The organism is Prevotella lacticifex (assembly GCF_019973375.1).
Classification (GTDB): domain Bacteria; phylum Bacteroidota; class Bacteroidia; order Bacteroidales; family Bacteroidaceae; genus Prevotella; species Prevotella lacticifex.
Map to the genome: position 1 here is coordinate 1,843,601 of NZ_BPTV01000001.1, position 18,204 is coordinate 1,861,804.

At 49.9% G+C, this 18,204-nt stretch carries 14 protein-coding genes; 9 read left to right on the top strand and 5 right to left on the bottom strand.

Features of this window, described 5'->3' with window-relative positions:
- Positions 1-30 precede the first annotated feature (30 nt).
- Together lolA1 and LDN30_RS07230 are read left to right on the top strand one after the other, a co-directional pair.
- The gene (gene lolA1 / locus LDN30_RS07225; protein WP_223929106.1) at positions 31-633 is read left to right on the top strand and encodes an outer membrane lipoprotein periplasmic chaperone LolA1; all 603 of its coding nucleotides are present in this window, start codon (positions 31-33) and stop codon (positions 631-633) included.
- Positions 634-694: 61 nt separating this feature from the next.
- Entirely contained in the window at positions 695-2,242 is a 1,548-nt protein-coding gene (locus LDN30_RS07230) for a DUF5687 family protein (RefSeq protein ID WP_223929107.1), read from the top strand.
- A 39-nt stretch (positions 2,243-2,281) separates the two neighbouring features.
- On the opposite strand, the gene LDN30_RS07235 is transcribed toward LDN30_RS07230, so the two are convergent.
- From LDN30_RS07235 to LDN30_RS07255, 5 genes are all read right to left on the bottom strand, one after another.
- Positions 2,282-2,893, bottom strand: coding sequence for an ABC transporter permease (locus LDN30_RS07235; protein ID WP_223926070.1), 612 nt, complete (start codon positions 2,891-2,893; stop codon positions 2,282-2,284).
- Entirely contained in the window at positions 2,883-3,608 is a 726-nt protein-coding gene (locus tag LDN30_RS07240) for a DUF5932 domain-containing protein (protein ID WP_223929108.1), read from the bottom strand. Before LDN30_RS07240 ends, LDN30_RS07235 begins: the two co-directional genes overlap by 11 nt.
- A gap of 36 nt (positions 3,609-3,644) precedes the next feature.
- Entirely contained in the window at positions 3,645-7,232 is a 3,588-nt protein-coding gene (locus LDN30_RS07245) for a sensor histidine kinase (RefSeq protein ID WP_223929109.1), read from the bottom strand.
- A gap of 52 nt (positions 7,233-7,284) precedes the next feature.
- Entirely contained in the window at positions 7,285-7,956 is a 672-nt protein-coding gene (locus LDN30_RS07250; protein ID WP_223926072.1) for a bifunctional 4-hydroxy-2-oxoglutarate aldolase/2-dehydro-3-deoxy-phosphogluconate aldolase, read from the bottom strand.
- Positions 7,957-8,244: 288 nt separating this feature from the next.
- Complete coding sequence (locus tag LDN30_RS07255; RefSeq protein WP_223926073.1) at positions 8,245-9,267, bottom strand: sugar kinase; 1,023 nt, start codon at positions 9,265-9,267, stop codon at positions 8,245-8,247.
- A gap of 266 nt (positions 9,268-9,533) precedes the next feature.
- On the opposite strand from LDN30_RS07255, the gene LDN30_RS07260 reads away from it, so the two are divergent.
- The 7 genes from LDN30_RS07260 (at position 9,534) to LDN30_RS07290 (ending at position 18,203) form a co-directional block, all read left to right on the top strand.
- The gene (locus LDN30_RS07260) at positions 9,534-10,610 is read left to right on the top strand and encodes a LacI family DNA-binding transcriptional regulator (protein WP_223926074.1); all 1,077 of its coding nucleotides are present in this window, start codon (positions 9,534-9,536) and stop codon (positions 10,608-10,610) included.
- Positions 10,611-10,648: 38 nt separating this feature from the next.
- Positions 10,649-12,145 (top strand): UxaA family hydrolase, encoded by a 1,497-nt coding sequence (locus LDN30_RS07265; RefSeq protein ID WP_223929110.1) that lies wholly within the window; start codon positions 10,649-10,651, stop codon positions 12,143-12,145.
- 45 nt (positions 12,146-12,190) lie between these two features.
- Positions 12,191-13,498, top strand: a complete 1,308-nt coding sequence (locus LDN30_RS07270) for a Na+/H+ antiporter NhaC family protein (protein ID WP_223929111.1) — start codon at positions 12,191-12,193, stop codon at positions 13,496-13,498.
- 29 nt (positions 13,499-13,527) lie between these two features.
- Positions 13,528-14,367, top strand: a complete 840-nt coding sequence (locus LDN30_RS07275) for a hypothetical protein (RefSeq protein WP_223929112.1) — start codon at positions 13,528-13,530, stop codon at positions 14,365-14,367.
- A gap of 79 nt (positions 14,368-14,446) precedes the next feature.
- The gene (locus tag LDN30_RS07280; RefSeq protein ID WP_223929113.1) at positions 14,447-15,496 is read left to right on the top strand and encodes a DUF4468 domain-containing protein; all 1,050 of its coding nucleotides are present in this window, start codon (positions 14,447-14,449) and stop codon (positions 15,494-15,496) included.
- Positions 15,497-15,559: 63 nt separating this feature from the next.
- A complete protein-coding gene (locus tag LDN30_RS07285; RefSeq protein WP_223926079.1) occupies positions 15,560-15,781 on the top strand; it encodes a hypothetical protein in 222 nt (73 codons plus the stop codon).
- Between the two features lie 139 nt (positions 15,782-15,920).
- Positions 15,921-18,203 carry a putative porin gene (locus LDN30_RS07290; protein ID WP_223929114.1) on the top strand — a complete coding sequence of 761 codons (2,283 nt, stop codon included), beginning with the start codon at positions 15,921-15,923 and terminating at the stop codon, positions 18,201-18,203.
- The last annotated feature ends 1 nt before the right edge of the window (position 18,204 follow it).

Below are 18,204 nucleotides of genomic sequence, written 5' to 3' on the forward strand. Positions count from 1 at the left end.
CGTGAGGGGCTTAAAACAACAATGATTGGAATGAAAAAGATATTATTCATAATTATTGCCGTCATTATTTGGACTGGCACAGCCAACGCTCAGACGGCACGTGATGTTCTCGACAGAACAGCCGCAACGATAGCAAGGGCCCGCAACGGAGCCTCAGCAAGTTTCAGAATCAGCGGTCAGAGCTATGGTAATGCATCGGGACAGATAGCTATCAAGGGCAACCGATTCTACGCGACGTCGCCCGGAGTGAAGGTGTGGAACGACGGCAAGACGCAGTGGACGTTCACAAGCTCAACCAACGAGGTTACTGTGACGAAGCCAAACGACGCTCAACAGATGTCGGTGAATCCGTATAAGTTCATCTCGATATATAAATCGGGTTATCGGCTGAGTATGAGGAATGTAGCCGGACAGTACGAAGTGCACATGACAGCCATCCACCCGGCACGCTCGTTGCAGGAGGTCTATGTCACGGTGACGCGCAATTACTACCCCACGAAGATACGTATGCGACGCGGAAAGGGATGGACAACGATAACCATCTCAAACTTCAGAATCCATAAAATAGCCGATTCCACATTCCAATTCAAAAAGAGTGCTTGTCCCGGAGCTGAAATTATCGATCTGAGATAGCCCCGCGCATAAGCAAAGGAGTCCTATTCTATGAAACCATAAACATTGTTCTACAAAAGAGATGAAGCAAAACCGACTTGCCATAATACGCTTGCTGCTAAAGCTTTCGGCTTTAGACTATCGGCGGAGCAATGCTTATGGCGAGGGCAAGGGCGCACGGATAATAATCGCTGTAGCAGGAATCATCTTCTGGGCAAGTCTCACGTGGCTCGGACTGCTAATGGCAGACCAGGTGAAATCCTATGGAATGACGACCGCTAACGGCGGTTCCTACGGAGCAACGCCGGTAGGATATATCTGTGGAGTGATGCCTTTCATTCTCTTTGTCGACTTCATGCTCCGACTCTCGTTTCTGCACAGCAACACCCAATACGCCAAGCCTTTCCTTCTTTTCCCTATTCCGAGATATGCTTGTGCCGACGTTTTCGTCATCAAGTCGATTCTTCAGCCCTTCAACCTTCTTTGGACGGGATTATTCTTTGCTTATGCGCTCACGGCAACAGAGCCTGCGGATGCAACGGCAGCGGCACTGATAATCGCTATATCGTTGTCAGCCATAGTGTTGAACAGTCTTTGGTACACTATTGTTCACACCCTTATTACGGTTAATATCACATGGTGGATATTACCGATAATCGTTTATGCCGCAATATCTATACCATTCTTCTCTGGTCAAGGCATCAGTCTCGATTCCTTCTGCGACTTTTATGCATTTGCCGGCAGCACACTGACCGAGCACTATATAATTATGTTTTTGGGGATAGCGGTCTCTTTTGCGACTCTCTTTGCCATTGGCAGAACCATCGCTTTCAAGGCTGCTGATGCCGAACTCAACGGTAATGACCGGAATTCGACAACCGAAAGCCATCGGCAAATAAGCTTCAGCAATGTCAGTAGCGAGCCATTAGTGTTCGTCAAATTGGAGCTTGCGAGCATGAAAAGGAACAAGAACCGTCGCAAGGCCTCGTTGTATGCCGTTCTCACAACAGTATTTGTAAGTATAACTCTCACGTTTACAAGCATATACAGCGATAATAATCTCGATCAAACTTATATGCTTTTGTATGGCTTTCAAGTATTTCCCTCAATGCTTGCGGTGAACATCATGGGATATGAAGGGAACTATATCGATGTCCTAATGATGCGAAAAGAATGCATTCTCTCACTGCTTAAAGCCAAACTCTTCATCAGTTGTGTGATGACTCTCCTACCTTTCTTATTGATGATGCCGACAGTTTTCGCCGGTACCACCGATATTCTGCGGCTTACGACCTTTGCCCTTATCACTGCAGGACCCGTGAACTGCGCTTACTTTCAGTTAGCTGTAACCAACGACAGGACCATTCCATTGGTATCGAAGATTACCGGAAACAAAGGTAAACATATTGGAACACAGCAGATTATAACCACTATCGGTGCTCTGTTTATACCTCTCTTTGCCGTTAGGACCATGGACTCAGCCATCGGACAATCCACAACCTCAATGGCATTGTCAGCATTCAGCATCATTGTTATAGCCACAAGCAACCTCTGGCTCAGACACATCTACGTCAGAATGGCCAAAAGAAAATACTCAAACTTAGAGAATTTTCATACCACAAGAAACTGAATACTGCGAGTGGCAAGTCTATTTAACAATTGCTGAGAATCAGAGCATTAGCACAAATCTTATCGAGCCATACAACTGCAGAGCAAAGATGTAAATGGGGAATATCCATGCGCATCTGCCCAAACCATAGGTCAGCGATGCATAAACCTGCTCCACCGTTGTCAGCCGTCCGCTCGCTATGCCGAAAGAAAGGGAGCAAACGACCATGGCGAAAGCAATCGCCGGCAGCAGACTCTCAGAGAAACTGCTCGGAAACAGATGTCCGGTGACACTAAGAAGGACTGCATGAGGAATGAAAGCCAATAACACCACAGCCACGATAAAAGCCACAAGCTCAGCAATTACGACCCCGAGACCGATGCGTTCGAGGTAGCGCAGACGGCGACGGGCTATGAGATTGTGGGCCGACCTAACAAGACCACTGTTTATCATAGCCCCTCCCCCGATGATAAGGAGGATAATTTCGACGAGCATGGACACATTAAGATTCTCCGTGAAGTGGCCGAACATCCATCTGATGCCATAGCTTCCGAGAAGGGAGCGCATGTGAAGATCGGGCATAGCGGCAGTGGCTATCCACGACGAAAGTATGAGCAGCACCTCCAGTCCGACGAGCACTATGCTCACCCATGCACAAATCCTATTCCTCATCGGGCTGAAGATTGTCAATGTCGAGGATTCTCAGTTGCAACGCACGCACCACAAGACGTGTGGCGTTGACGCTCATGCCGCCGTTGCCATCGGGGAACAGCTTCTGAACGAGCTCATTCTGACGCTTCTCTAAGCTCTTTACGCCAAAGGGCATACCCCGTAACGTAGTTATCTGCTCCTTGGTATAGCCCAGCGCCAGATGCCGCAGCAGCCGCTCATCATATTCGTCAATCTCATAATCGACCATCGCTTCCTGATGCAAAAGCTGCGAGTTGACACTCTGTTTGAACCGTTCCACAATCTTCTCCAAGATGGGTTGATTGAAAACGAGTTTCTTTCCGCTCATCACACTGGCCACATCACCACGTGTAAGCAGTTCGCCGCTCTTGAGACAGATGCCGTCGGCTCCTGCGTCGAGGACATCGACCCAGAGTTTCTCATTAAGAATTTCGCCGGTAAAAATAAGCACTTTTATGTCGGGATATTTCTCTTTCGTCTGTCGGCAAATCTCCACTCCCACTGTAGTAGAGCCGCCAAGGCCAAGGTCAAGGAGAACCAAGTCGGGCAGCTGCTGCTTCAGAGCCCTCCAGTAAGCCGGTTCGCTCTCGGCGGTACCGATGATTTCGGCCTCAGGAATGTCACTCTTGAATATACCCTCTGTGCCACGAAGTTCCAGAGGAACATCCTCAACGATTATCACCTTGAATTTATCCATAGTCACCTATCTTTTTAAATATAATTTCGTTTCATTTTATTCTAAATTCTTTCCGTCCCGTATTTCAGCGGGTTGTCTACCGGCTGCTGCCAAGGTTACGACGATAAGAGTGCCGTCTGAGGTAGGCTGAGCCTCGATGCCACAGCCACGGCAGTTTGTCGACTCTCCGTTGTCACGGGCTATCTGACGGCACAAGAGGAACGGCTGATGGTCTTTGCCCGGTGTGAAAAGCTGAAGACAGTCCTCCTGACTGAGCCGTAAATTGGGCAGAAGAATACTGAAAACGGCATAGCGCCGGTCGCGCTCAGCAACGCTGACATTTAGTTTTCCACCACTCTGCTTACGGAGAATGTCGAAAAGATACTGTATCATATCCTTGTCGCCACGCAATATGCAGTCGGCATCACATTCCTCCCGTGGCAGGACATCCGACAACGGGAACTGCCGACAGATGAGTTTTACGCTCTCAACCTGTCGCATTGCCTGACTACTGAGGATAGTATAAAGTTCCTTATAATACTCGGCAAGCTCACTCATCGACTGCAAGTTAGAATCCTTACCATCAACAAGTTGGCGTATGCGGGAAGGATAGTACATCGTTTCGTGCTTCAATGTCGACAGACAATTGTCGAGAACACTATTCGATATGTACAGTCGCTGATCCTCAAACTCTGCCCTACGCCGCTCATCATCAGCAAGTTCGATATTGGTACTGCTCACATGGTCACGCTCAGAAGCCTCGGCGAGAGCCACCTTTATTTTGTCGACGATGCCACGGAGCTCATCAGGGAAACGATCGGTGGATATCGGCCTAATCTCACGCAACTTTTCGTCGGGTGAGGAATCACGCAAGAGGATGTCGTTTATCTGCCGCACGCGCTCCAAACAGAACTGATAGTAAACTCTGTGGCGGTAGTACATAAAGTAATAAGCCGGGAAAATAGACAACAGAAGGAGCACGAGCAGAACCATAGCCACACTCTTATTGGTCTCGGAGCGCTGCATCATCCTGCAATAGCTGTCGAGAGTGGTATCGGCCGAATTCTCCTTGAAAAGCAAAGTGTACACCTTATTATTATATCTATACAGCGACCACTCATGGAGAGCCAGGGCTGCCACAGCTGTCTCGTTCCTTACGTCGAGAATAATGCTGTAGTTGGTAGGCACACTATCGTGGAACCATTTCACCTCAGCTGGAATCTTTGACGTATCACCCTTCCGCAACATCAGAATCCTACTGCCCGGATGAAGAGCGAGATAGAACTCGTTAAGGCATCGACGGCAACTGTCGGCAAAGACAAGAGTCTGACGATAGTAGCCACTGATATTGCTATAGTAAGCCGAATCAGCGTAGTTGGCGGCCCGCCGGAGGAGTCCGAGCGTGTCGGCCGTCTGAGACCTGGCTGTTGCCGTAGCCGAGACAGAAGCTTTAGCAGTCTGAGGCGCAATGCGACCATAAGCAGATGCCGTCGCAGGATGCTGTCTTACCTGCTGACGCTGAGGCACTTCGGAACTATTGTCGGCCATGGAAGCAATAGAACTTGTGAGCACGAGCAAGGCCATAACGGCTCTGACAATACCCTTTGGCAGACGGAAGAAGAAACGGCTGCCACGGCCGGGAGCACTCTCAGCCGATAGACAGCACACGCTGAAGATTGGACTTATCTTCCGATACTTATCAATGATGCCACGGCAGTTCATCAATCCGAATCCATGACCGTTGTAAATTTTATGGTCGAAGATGCCGGAGAGCTCCTGCTCCGTCATACCCTTACCGGTATCCGACACAGACACCTCTACGAATTTATCACCTTCAGTGGCACTAACAGTCACCGTTCCTCCCTGCTGCGTGAACTTCCGCGCGTTGTCGGCTATCGTATTAACCATGAAGAGGGTTAGTATTCTGTCGGCTTTAACGCTGAGCTGGGTCGGCTGAACATCGAGACGGATGCCCTTCAACTGGAATCCCATACGCCCTTTGGCAACGACGTCGAAAAGAGACTGTAGCGGAAAAGTCTCAATATGAAGGTTGAGCTGTCCCTGCCGCATCTGTATCCAATTGGTAAGGAACGCGTTATATTCGGTTATCTTATCGGTAAGCTCAGCTATATAGCCGTAACGGTCCTCCCGGACAGCGTCCGACTCCCTACGCGTCGAGAGCCGCTGAATCTCGTTTATCATCCTGTCGATGAACGGGATAATACTGTTGACAAGCGAAATCTTGGCCCTCTGCTCGAGATTCCGGCGCTTGTTGTTGACGACATGGACTACATTGAGCGAGTATTCCTCGTTAATGTTCTCATATTTGTCGTCCATCTGACTCATATATGCATCGTTTCGCTTCTGCCACCGTTCAAGAGGCTCGAGGAGCGAGGCCAGAGAATTGCGCTGGTCGGATCGGCGCCGCAGACGGTGAAAGGCGAACAGCAGAAGGACTACGACGACAATCATCACCACAACAGAAAGAATCATAATGTTTAGCTGAGCCGACGACTTAGCCAACTGGTCAGCACGCGACTCAAAATAGCGGTCCTGACGGGTCTGTTCCTGAAGGTCGAGGTAGATATTGCGGTTATAATCGCTCTGATGCTTGTCGTTGACGGCCGAGTAGACCATACTCAGCTGCTCACGGATAGAGGCTACAAGGTCAGGAGCCTGCGATATGGCCTTATTCTTCTCCAAGGCATCGTTGAGGCAAGCCAAGGCCGAATTGTAGTCGTGAATCTGCCAGTAGCAGGAGGCCAGGGTGCGATAGGCACCGGCTATCTGATACACGTCGCCGAAGGAGTTGAACAAATCCATTGAGCGGAGGGCGAGGTTTCCGGCAAGCAGACTGTCGGGCATGGCATCGATGTTGACAAACATCATCATCGGAAGGTTGTCGGCAATGAGCTTTTTTCGCTCGTCGGCGGGCTGCAGATGCTCGCTCATAGCCTGCAGCGAGTTGGCCTCCCAGAACTTATATCCCTGACGATGGGCGATGATGTAGCACTGTATGAGGTTGTCGAACTCCTTCTGATTGATTTCGGCTTGGGTACCATCGGTGATTATTCCGCCAGCTCCCACATTATATAAGTAGCTGAGAAACTGCGCAGTATCCTTCTGAATATCGCCCGATGGATCAATCTTGTTCAATGCCTGCTGGCTCTCGCGCTCCAATCCCACATAATAATAATATGTCGACGTGACAATACTGAATTCTGATGAGGCGTAAAGATAGCGGCGACGCTGACGCTCGTCGAGGGTCCCGAGTTCCTCGTCGATGCGCTGGAACCGTCTCACGGCTTTCTCGTGATAGTCGTAAAACTCTTTATTCTCCGATTTTCGCTGGCATAGGCGCATCAGCTGAACATCAGCGATGAGCAGTTCTATCTGGTTGTCGGTGACAAGCGAGACAGAGTCGAGCAGCAAAGACGCCCGCTTGTAGTTCATCTTTGCCGTATAGTAGAAAGCAAGATTATTAAGGGCCTCGGCCCGTCCGCCGTCATAATTGCCCGATAATGCCTCAGCCCTTGCGGCATAGTGGTACACGGAGTCGAGGTTACGATAGTGAAAGTAATAAGAGGTGTCGTTCAACTTGTCAACCGCCTCACTGTCCTTTGGCTGACAGGCTGAAAAGAACAAAAGGCTCCAGAGGCACAGAAGCCAAATGGAGCCTTTCGCTATGAGTGCACTGTTATGCGCGTGCTGCCTTGATATATCCAAGAGCCTCAACGCACTTGTCGGTTATTGCCTTCCAGTTCTTGGCGGCAATGACATCCTTCGGGAAGAGCTTAGAACCCATACCTACGCAGAGAACACCGCTCTTGATCCACTCGGTGAGGTTTTCCTTGTCGGGCGAAACAGCACCGGTGACCATGATGTTCGACCAGCGCAGCGGCCCGAGGATGTTCTTTACGAACGAAGGACCACCGACATTACCTGCCGGGAACACCTTTGTGACATCGCAGCCGAGAGACTGAGCGTTCGACACCTCTGTCACTGAACCACAGCCTGGGCTGTAAGGAACGAGACGGCGGTTGCACACCGGAGCAATCTCAGGAACGAAGTTAGGACCAACGATGAAGTTGGCGCCGAGCTGGATGTACAGTGCTGCTGTAGGAGCATCGATGACAGTGCCGGCTCCGAGAATCAGCTCCGGGCACTCCTTTGCAGCCCACTTGACGAGCTCACCGAAGATTTCGTGAGCAAAGTCACCACGGTTGGTGAACTCGAAAACGCGCACACCACCTTCGTAACATGCCTTGATAACGTTCTTGCAAATGTCAATGTCGCTATTGAAGAACACAGGAACCATACCGGTCTCCTTCATTGCGGAAATAACCTGTATCTTATTGAATCTTGCCATTTCTTATATTATATTTCTATTTCTTTATTGTTAATTGGTTTTGAACACCATTTCCTCTGTCAGGATATTTCATAATCCAATCTGATTCAAACTCCTTTTGCAACTACTTGATATTCAGGCGGTTTACTAAAGGTATCATTTGGCATTCCCAAACGGCCCGTTTCAGCCTCCCAAACGGTCCATTTCGCAATGCGAAACGGTAGGTTTGGGAAGGCGATTTGATACCTTTGAAAATGCTGTAATAATTTTTCAGCATCCCGACAGCAGAAAGGCCATTACCCCGAAGGGTTAACGCTGCACGCGGCCTGATGCGTTACCGGCAGCCAGACTCTTGACCTCGTCCTCGTTGACGAGGTTGAAGTCGCCAGGGATAGTGTGCTTCAGGGCTGATGCTGCAACAGCGAACTCGAGAGCCTCGCCCTGATCCTTCATTGTGAGCAGACCATGGATGAGACCGCCTGCAAACGAGTCACCACCACCGACACGGTCGATGATCGGGTTGATATCGTAGTGCTTGCTCTCGTAGAAGTCCTTACCATTATATATAAGAGCCTTCCAGCCGTTGTATGTAGCACTGTACGACTCGCGGAGAGTAGAGACAACATACTTGAAGTCGAACTCTTTCATCATTCCCTTGAAGATGTTGTAGTAGCCGGCAGCATCGGTGTTACCATGCTCAACGTCAGCGTCGGGCTTGAAACCGAGGCAGAGGGCAGCGTCCTCCTCGTTGCCGATGCAAACGTCGACATACTTCATCAGCGGACGCATGATGGAGATGGCCTTCTCGGATGTCCACAGTTTCTTACGGAAGTTGAGGTCGACAGACACTGTCACGCCGTGACGCTTAGCAGCCTCACAAGCCAGACGGGTGAGCTCTGCGGCCTTGTCGGAGATGGCGGGAGTGATGCCAGACCAGTGGAACCAGGAAGCACCTTCCATAATCTTATCGAAGTCGAAGTCTGAAGGGTCAGCCTCAGCGATGGCACTGTGCGCACGGTCGTAGATAACCTTCGACGGACGCATGGCAGCACCGGTCTCAGCGTAGTACAGACCGACGCGCTCACCGCCACGGGCGATAAAGTCGGTCTTAACACCATAACGACGAAGAGCGTTGACGGCAATCTGACCAATCTCGTGACTCGGCAACTTGGAAACGAAGTAAGCCTCGTGACCATAGTTGGCAAGTGACACTGCAACGTTTGCCTCGCCACCACCGGGGATTATACGGAAAGAGTCTGTCTGAATGAATCGGTCGTTTCCTTCCGGAGAAAGGCGGAGCATAATCTCGCCTAATGTAACTACTTTAGCCATTTTTTGTTTGTTTGATAAAATTAGTTTGTTATTCTTTTATATTTGTACTTTGCTTTTGGTTGTACCGTTTCTTGAGCTATTATTGTTCATTCCGATGCGCAAAGTTAGCCATTTTTTCTATATCAGAAAAATAAAAAGCAATTTTTTTATGTTTCACACAAAAATATCGGCTGTGCATTCACACAATCCAACTTTTATTACTACTTTTGCATCCAAAACTGCAAAAGACTATTTTACTTAAGAACAAAGACAAACAAAAATTAGGAATGAAGGAGAAAATAAGAATTAAAGACATAGCTGAGAAGGCTGGAGTCTCTGTTGGAACCGTTGACAGGGTTATCCACAATCGTCCCAACGTCTCGAAACCGGCAAGGGAGAAGGTGGAGAAAGCCCTCAAGGAGATGAACTATCAGCCCAACGTCTACGCCAGCGCGCTGGCTTACAATAAGTCGTACAGCTTCTACGTTATCATTCCAAAACACGGACGAGAGGCCTACTGGGAGGAAATTGAATATGGAGCCATGAAAGCCAACGAACAACGACGCGACTTCTCCATCGACGTGAAAATACTGTTCTATGAGCGGTTCAGCGACGAGTCGTTCACAACAGTTGCCGACCAGTGCATAAGTCAGAGCCCTTCAGGGGTAGTGCTCGTACCATCGACACTGGAATGCACAAAGGCCTTCACCGACAAACTGCACGATCTCAATATTCCGTTTATTCTCCTCGACTCTTATATGCCTGACCTCAAGCCGCTGTCGTTCTACGGCCAGGACTCATTCCAGAGCGGATATTTCGCTGCAAAGATGCTCATGCTCATCGCCCGCGACGAAAAGAGAATAATGCTGATGAAGCAAACCAACAACGGTGTCGTAGCCAGTAAGCAGCAGGCTAACCGTGAGGTAGGTTTCAGGCACTACATGAGAGATCATTTCCCGGCAGTGGAAATAGTGGAGCTCGACCTTAAACGCGATGACGAAGAAAACAGAAACCCAAGACGTTACGACGACACATTGGAGGAATTCTTCACCAACAACCCCGACATTCACCACTGTATAACCCTAACGTCAAGGGCATACATCGTCGGCGACTTTCTGCTCAGGACCAATCGGAGGAACGTTCAGATAATGGGGTACGATGTGGTCGACAAGAACCGCAACGACATAAAGGAGGGGTCAATCTCGTTCCTTATAGCCCAACACGCATTCCAGCAGGGATTCTCATGCATCGACACGCTTTTCCGGGCTGTCGTGCTGAAGAAAAAAGTGGAGCCGGTCAACTACATGCCAATCGAACTGCTGTCGAAGGAGAACATCGACTTCTATCAGCGGCTGCACGTCTAACAGAATAACCAATACAAAAACAAACTCAATAATTGAACATGGAACTATCTTCTTTTATCAAAATCAACCCGGCCGACTCTGTGGTAGTCTGCCTGCGCCCATTCAAGAAAGGCGAGACTATCAATGTCGACGGAAAAGAAATTGAAGTGAAACAGGACACTCCCGCCGGACACAAAGTGCTCATCAAGGACACTGCCGAAGGCGGGAACGTGATTAAATACGGCTACCCTATTGGCCACGCACGGGAGAATCTTACTGCCGGACAGTGGGTTAACGAGAACAATCTCAAGACGAATCTCGCGGGAACGCTATCCTATGAATATCATCCTGTGGACGCTAAACTCGATATTCCGGTAGAGAACAGAACGTTCAAGGGATACGTTAGAAAGAACGGCGAGGTGGGTACACGCAACGAAATATGGATTGTGCCTACCGTAGGATGCGTCAATGGCATTGGCGAACAGCTCGCCAAACGTCTCACAGAGGAGACTCATCTCGAGGGTATCGACGCTGTTCACTGCTGGCACCATAACTACGGTTGCTCACAACTCGATGCCGACCACGAGAATACACGCAAGGTGCTCCGCGATATCTGTCTGCATCCAAACGCAGGAGCGGTGCTTGTGCTGTCGCTCGGATGTGAGAACAACCAGCCGGAAGCATTCATGGAGCTGCTTGGCGACTACGATAAGAGCCGCATAAAACTTCTTATAACTCAGAAAGTTAAAGGCGATGAATTAGAGGAAGGCATGAATATTCTGCGCCAGCTCTACGCTCTCGCTAAAGAGGACCGCCGCGAGGATGTGCCGGTAAGCAAATTGCGCATCGGACTGAAGTGCGGAGGAAGCGACGGCTTCAGCGGTATCACAGCTAATCCGCTCGTCGGTGAGCTCAGCGACTGGCTCGTGGCTCAGGGTGGAACATCGGTGCTGACAGAGGTACCTGAGATGTTCGGTGCTGAGACAATACTCATGAACCGGTGCAAGACAAAGAAGCTCTTCGACCAGACGGTATCGATGATAAACAACTTTAAGGAGTACTTCCTCAGTCATGGAGAGCCCGTGGGCGAGAATCCGTCACCGGGCAATAAAGCTGGAGGAATCTCCACACTCGAGGATAAGGCCCTCGGATGCACGCAGAAGTGTGGCAAAGGCCCTGTCAGCGGGGTAATGGAGTACGGCGAGAGAATCCAGAACGACGGTCTGAACCTCCTCTCGGCACCAGGCAACGACCTCGTGGCCGCAACGGCATTGGCTGCCGCAGGATGCCAGATTATCACGTTCACAACCGGACGTGGCACGCCCTTCGGCACATTCGTTCCGACGATGAAGATTTCAACGAACAACGATCTGGCGGAGCGGAAGCCAAACTGGATTGATTTTAACGCCGGACAACTGCTCAACGGCAAGGACATGGTAAGTGTGCGCAACGCTTTCATCGATAAGGTTATTGCCGTGGCCAGCGGTGAAAAGGCAAGAAACGAGATTAACGGATACAGTGAAATAGCAATCTTCAAGAACGGAGTCACACTCTAACCATTAGACTGCAATCAGCTGTATTCCAAACATTTAAATAGGAATATGATTAGCAACAAGAAAGGATTACGGGCATTGTCGCCACTGTTTCTGCTATTGGCTCTGATAGCGGCCATAATTGTTATGTCGCTACAGGGTGTAGCCATAGACGGGAAAAGTGTGCCGGTAATGCCGCTGACAGTAGCCTTTCTTGTTGCAAGCATCTACGCTGTGGCCATATCCGGCGACATGCCGCTAAAGAAACGCATCGACACCTACAGCCGTGGAGCCGGAGCTTCCGACTTGTTGCTGATGCTTTGGATATACGTGCTTGCCGGAGCTTTCGCCTCATCGGCCAAAGCCATTGGCAGCATCGATGCAACGGTAAACCTCACGTTGAGCGTTCTTCCGGCCAATCTCATCCTGCCGGGGCTGTTTCTCGCAGCATGTTTCGTATCGATAAGCATCGGAACGAGTGTGGGAACGGTAGTGGCCCTCGTGCCGATTGCCGCCGGAATAGCATCGCAGACGGGTGCAAACACGGCTCTTATTACCGCTATCGTTGTGGGAGGAGCCTACTTCGGCGATAATCTCAGCTTCATTTCCGACACTACAGTGGTCGCCACGCAGACGCAACACTGCAAAATGAGCGACAAATTCCGTGTCAACGTGATGATAGTAGCGCCGGCGGCTTTGCTAATTTTGGCCATCTACGCTTTCCTCGGAGCCAATGTTCACGCACCAGCACAAACCGGTGATGTAAGCATTGTAAAGGTATTGCCATACATCGTGGTGCTCGTTACGGCAATAATCGGAATGAACGTCATGGTGGTACTGTCGCTCGGCATTATTCTCTGCGGCATAATCGGGCTTATAGCCGGTGATTTCGGATTCTACGGATGGTTCATCGACATGAACACAGGAATCATCGGTATGGGCGAAATGGTTATCATCGCCATGATGGCCGGAGGTATGCTCGGGATGATAAAGCGTAACGGCGGTATCGACTATATCATCGAGAGGCTCACAACCCGCGTCCACACACGGCGCGGAGCCGAGATGGCCATCGCCACACTGGTGAGTCTGGTGAACATCTGCACGGCCAACAACACGGTGGCAATACTGACCGTTGGAGGGATATCGCAGAAAATTGGCGATAAATTCGGCGTCGACAACCGCAAAGCAGCAAGCATCCTCGACACATTCTCATGCTGCATTCAGGGTATTCTGCCCTATAGCGTCCAAATTCTTTTGGCCGCAGGACTGTCCAATGTAAATCCGATTGACATCATACCATATCTATATTATCCATTCGCCATTGGCATAGCGTCGGTGGCAGCGATAATCTTCAGATACCCAAGGAGATATAGCTAAGGAACAAGTTGGACTGACGGCTCATCAAGATGAAAAAAGAGAATATCATATTAAGGAACTTCTTCAGACTCATGAGGTCGGGAGCCTTCGACGAGAATGCGTCTCTTGAACCCATGTCGCCATTCAAATGGAGACGCCTCTACGACATGGTTGAGGCGCAAAAGGTGGTGCATGTCTTCGCTCGCGGCATCAACAGGCATCAGCACGACGACGGGCTGAATCCGCCGGACGATGTCATCGAAAGGGCCAAAAAGTATATGGCAGAGCACCCACAGCCCACGACGAGCAACGTAATGCTCACCCTCCCCGAAGCATCGATGAGCAACCGACTGCTTAACAACAGGTTCAAGAAGATTGTCAACAAGGAGAAACACAGCATGGACACATCCGTAGAATCGCTTGGTCTGCTGCAGATCATCGTGTTCAACGTCGATTCGATGTTGAACCGCGGAATGAGTCTTGATGGCATAATACGCTTAGGCAAATACCTTAGGAGTCAGTCGGGAGCCCGACTTGACGACATCAAGATAGAGAAATGGCTCGTCAGCCTTCATCTTGCGCGTATGGCTGAGCTCCAGGGAAATATCCTCATTGAAATGTTCGGATTCGAGCAAGACGAGATTCCCTTCGTCCACAAACCCGACAAAGATGCTTACAGCATTACCGTCAGAGCCGTAAGCTTCCTTGCCAAGGACACTGCCGAGGAATGGCACTTCCGTCAAGGACAGTCGGGATTCGTCCAAAACAACTCACAAGTGCTCCGGAGGAACCTACGGCGGAGCATGCGTTACTTCATCTATGCACCCATAGAAACCACCAGCAACTTCTTCTCCGGACTCGGCCACAGCCTCTCCGAGATAGAGGAATGATAGCGTTAAATTATCCTTAATGCAAGGATTATTGCGTAACTTTTATTACTTTTGCCAAATATTAAAGACCAATAGTAATATGAAGAAAATAATTCTCTTTATTTTCATGGCCTTGCCCATGATGGCAGCAGCACAGTCGACACTGACGCCGCAGGAGGAACTCGAGAAAGCACAGAAGCAACTCGAAGAGGCGCAGAAAGCCCTCAACATTGCTAAAGCCAACGCTGCAAAAGCCCAACAAGAAGCTAAAGCGCGTCAAGAGGCTGAGGCAAAGGCGAAAGCTGATGCTGAGGCGAAAGCGAAAACCGAAGCCATACGCAGGAAAATAGACGAGATGAAGAAGGAAACTGCCCGTCTGCAGGAGGAAACGGCAAAAGTCAACGCAGAGAATTCAGCCTCGGCTCCGGCCCCAACAGTCAACACTCCAGTATCGTCAGAGCCAAAACGGAACAAGACTGTGGGCCAGCAGGATGCCCCCGCGAACAAACAGGACGCAGTCGTCGCCAAACAGGACGAGCCCGAGAGCACTACTGAGGTGCAGAAGCCCGCTGCTTCAAAGAAAAAAGAGAAGATTCGCACCCGTCTTGCCCCCACCGGCGATGACGACGATAATGAAACCGACATGTCCATTTATCTTGCTAAAGATGCCGTTCCGGAGGTTAACGGCAAAGTGGAGTGGACAGATGTCATCAGCGCACCGGGGAAAAGTGCCGACGAGCTGTACCGGCTTACAAATGAGTATCTTACGAAACTCACATCCGACGAGCTCCAACTCGAAGGCAGTCAGGTGGCAATAAAGAACCCAGCAAAGCACAACCTCACAGCCACAGTGCACGAATGGCTGGTCTTTAAGAACAGTGCCCTATCGCTCGACCGGACCGAATTCTACTACGTTCTCAACGCTACGTGCAGCAACGGTAAGGTTGAAATAAGTATGAGCAGGGTGAGATATAAATACGATGTGCAGGGAAAAACCGACATATATACTGCCGAAGACTGGATAACCGACAAGAACTCAGTCAACAAAAAGCACACACGGCTATACCCCATCAGCGGAAAATTCAGAAAGAAAACCATCGACCGCAAGAACGAAATCTTCCAGACCCTCGAAGAGTTTCTCCAGAAGTGATTCGCAAAGAAACCCAGAAAAGAATATCAACAGGGGGCTGCAACAAATAAATAAAGCCTTTTTATGGAACAGCAGGAGCCAACAATGCATCGCCGCCGCAGAGAACTGGACCCAAACAAGGATCAGTTTTTGATGGTCAGGCAGATACTTAACTTGATATTTATGATTGGTGCTGTAGTGGGAGTAATAATATTTCTCACCGGCAACACCGTTACAGGAACCATCGTTATCTTAGCTTCGATGGTATTCAAAATAGCGGAATGCGGATTCAGATTCTTCGGATAAAAGGTTCTGCCCATTCGGACTAAGGATTCTGATTTTTCATACCAAAGGATTAACTCCTTCAGATAACAGGTTCAGATCCTTCGGGAAAAAGGTTCAGATTCCTCGGATAAAACATTCCAAACGATTTTTCACACAGTAAATGAAGAGACTCTTTCTTCTCATAATGTGCATGGCGGCATCCGTTGTCGGCTTACGCGCACAAATAAACAACAATACTGACAACGGTCAGTTTACCGACGGAAGTGAGTTTTCGGCAAACGGATACCAGCGGAACCGCAACTTTGGGCGTTCCGACTCTATTCAAAGTCAGCACAAGGACATACCACGCGGACTGAAAGTGTGGACTGTCGACAACCGGTTCGGCGACCGCAGGGCTGCCGTTCCCGACACATTGTCGTACATGTTCATGAACAGCATCTTCACCACCGGATTGCATGGAGAGTACAACACCCTCGGCAATGTGGGGTCGCCACGCATCAACCGTATCCTCGACGAGCGCGAGGGAAGGTCAGAATTTGCCTTTCTCGACCCTTACGACTTCTTCATCGTACAGCCCGATAAATTCCATTTTACCTCAACATACTCGCCAATAACCATCCTATCGTACAACACAGCCGGCGACCGCACCAATGGCGAAGACCATCTGAAAGCGTTTTTCGCCGTCAACGCGGGAAAAAGATGGGGCTTCGGGTTCAAGTTCGACTACATCTACGGCCGTGGATACTATACGAGCCAGAGCACAAGCCACTTCAACTATTCAATGTGGGCGAGCTACCTCGGCGACCGTTATCAGGCCCATCTGCTGCTATCGACGAACCACCAGAAGGTGGCCGAGAACGGCGGAATAACCAACGATGCATATATCTCGCATCCGGAGAGATTCAACGAGAGCTTCTCCAAGGACGAGATTCCAACCGTTTTCGAGCGCAACTGGAACCGCAACGACAACCAAAGCGTATTCTTCAACCACCGCTACAGCGTAGGATTCAACCGCAAGGTGCCAATGACAAAGGACGAGATTGAAGCCCGCAAATTCGCTTTGAAGAGCATAGCAGAGCAAAAAAGGCAAAACGACATAATCTTAGCCCGTAAGAAAGCTGAAGAAAAAGGCGAAGATTTCGACGAGCAGGAATATAAAGAGGAACAGAGGAAGAAGGAGGCCATGGCGCGTCCCGGTACCGGAAAGAAAGGCATCGAAAAGGACACTGTGTGGATGAAAGACGAATACGTTCCCGTCACGAGCTTCATCCACACCCTGCAGTTGAACCACTACCGCAGGATTTACGAGGCCTATGAGACCCCCGATTCATTCTATCTGTCTGACTACTACGCCCCTGACAAGTTCACCGGCGATTCCATCTACGATAAAACCTCAAGCTGGCGACTGCGCAACACCGTAGGAATAGCGTTGCTCGAGGGGTTCAACAAATGGGCAAAAGCAGGACTGAAGGCATTCGCCAACTACGAGCTCCAGCATTTCACGCTGCCGGAGATTGGCGACGACTCGCGCCCATACTTCAAGAGCTACAACCGGAACAAGCTCTCCATAGGAGGCCAGCTACTGAAGACGCAGGGTCGGATGCTGCACTATAACGTCAGTGGCGAGTTCTGGATTGACAAGGACGACATCGGACAATTCCACGTTGACGGCAACGCCGACATCAATCTGCCGTTCCTCAACGACACCATGCAGGTGCAGGCCAACGCCTTCGTTCACCACGATGTTCCAAGATTCTACGACAACACATGGCATTCGCGCCACGCGTGGTGGGACCACGACTTCGACAATCAGCTGTGGACGCGGTTTGAGGGTGTGTTGGCGATGAAAAAATATGGCACATTCCTGAAGATAGGATACGACAACATAAAGAATTACATCTATCTCGCGCATCAGTACAATCTGCTGAAGAACGGCGACGACTACACCCCTCAAGGTTACACCGTGGCCATGCGACAGCATAGCGGAGCCATCAGTGTCCTCACGGCTCAACTGCGGCAGAAACTTGAATTCTGGAATCTGCTACACTGGGACAACGAGCTGACATATCAAAAGTCGAGCAACGACGATGTGCTTCCGCTGCCAACGCTGAACATCTACAGCAATCTGTATTTGCGGTTCAAGATAGCGAGAGTGCTGAAATGCGATTTCGGTGTCGACATGAGATACTTCACGAAGTACTATTCCCCCGAATACAGCCCCTACATGGGACAGTACGCCGTGCAGGAGAACAGTGCAGTGAAGGTGAAAGTGGGCAACTACCCCGTGATGAACGTCTATGCCAACTTCCTGCTTCAGCACACACGCTTCTTCATAATGTTCTCGCACGTCAATGCCACCGACGGCGACTACTTCTTCACACCCCACTACCCTCTCAACGGACGGATTCTACGGTTCGGACTGAGCTGGAATTTCTTCAATTAAA

Excerpts from the sequence above, each read along its gene's own strand:
- LDN30_RS07290 (WP_223929114.1), top strand. The coding sequence starts at position 15,921 with ATGAAGAGACTCTTTCTTCTCATAATGTGCATGGCGGCATCCGTTGTC.
- LDN30_RS07255 (WP_223926073.1), bottom strand. The coding sequence starts at position 9,267 with ATGGCTAAAGTAGTTACATTAGGCGAGATTATGCTCCGCCTTTCTCCG.
- LDN30_RS07230 (WP_223929107.1), top strand. The coding sequence starts at position 695 with ATGAAGCAAAACCGACTTGCCATAATACGCTTGCTGCTAAAGCTTTCG.
- LDN30_RS07260 (WP_223926074.1), top strand. The coding sequence starts at position 9,534 with ATGAAGGAGAAAATAAGAATTAAAGACATAGCTGAGAAGGCTGGAGTC.
- LDN30_RS07240 (WP_223929108.1), bottom strand. The coding sequence starts at position 3,608 with ATGGATAAATTCAAGGTGATAATCGTTGAGGATGTTCCTCTGGAACTT.
- LDN30_RS07270 (WP_223929111.1), top strand. The coding sequence starts at position 12,191 with ATGATTAGCAACAAGAAAGGATTACGGGCATTGTCGCCACTGTTTCTG.
- LDN30_RS07275 (WP_223929112.1), top strand. The coding sequence starts at position 13,528 with ATGAAAAAAGAGAATATCATATTAAGGAACTTCTTCAGACTCATGAGG.
- lolA1 (WP_223929106.1), top strand. The coding sequence starts at position 31 with ATGAAAAAGATATTATTCATAATTATTGCCGTCATTATTTGGACTGGC.
- LDN30_RS07235 (WP_223926070.1), bottom strand. The coding sequence starts at position 2,893 with ATGAGGAATAGGATTTGTGCATGGGTGAGCATAGTGCTCGTCGGACTG.
- LDN30_RS07285 (WP_223926079.1), top strand. The coding sequence starts at position 15,560 with ATGGAACAGCAGGAGCCAACAATGCATCGCCGCCGCAGAGAACTGGAC.
- LDN30_RS07280 (WP_223929113.1), top strand. The coding sequence starts at position 14,447 with ATGAAGAAAATAATTCTCTTTATTTTCATGGCCTTGCCCATGATGGCA.
- LDN30_RS07265 (WP_223929110.1), top strand. The coding sequence starts at position 10,649 with ATGGAACTATCTTCTTTTATCAAAATCAACCCGGCCGACTCTGTGGTA.
- LDN30_RS07250 (WP_223926072.1), bottom strand. The coding sequence starts at position 7,956 with ATGGCAAGATTCAATAAGATACAGGTTATTTCCGCAATGAAGGAGACC.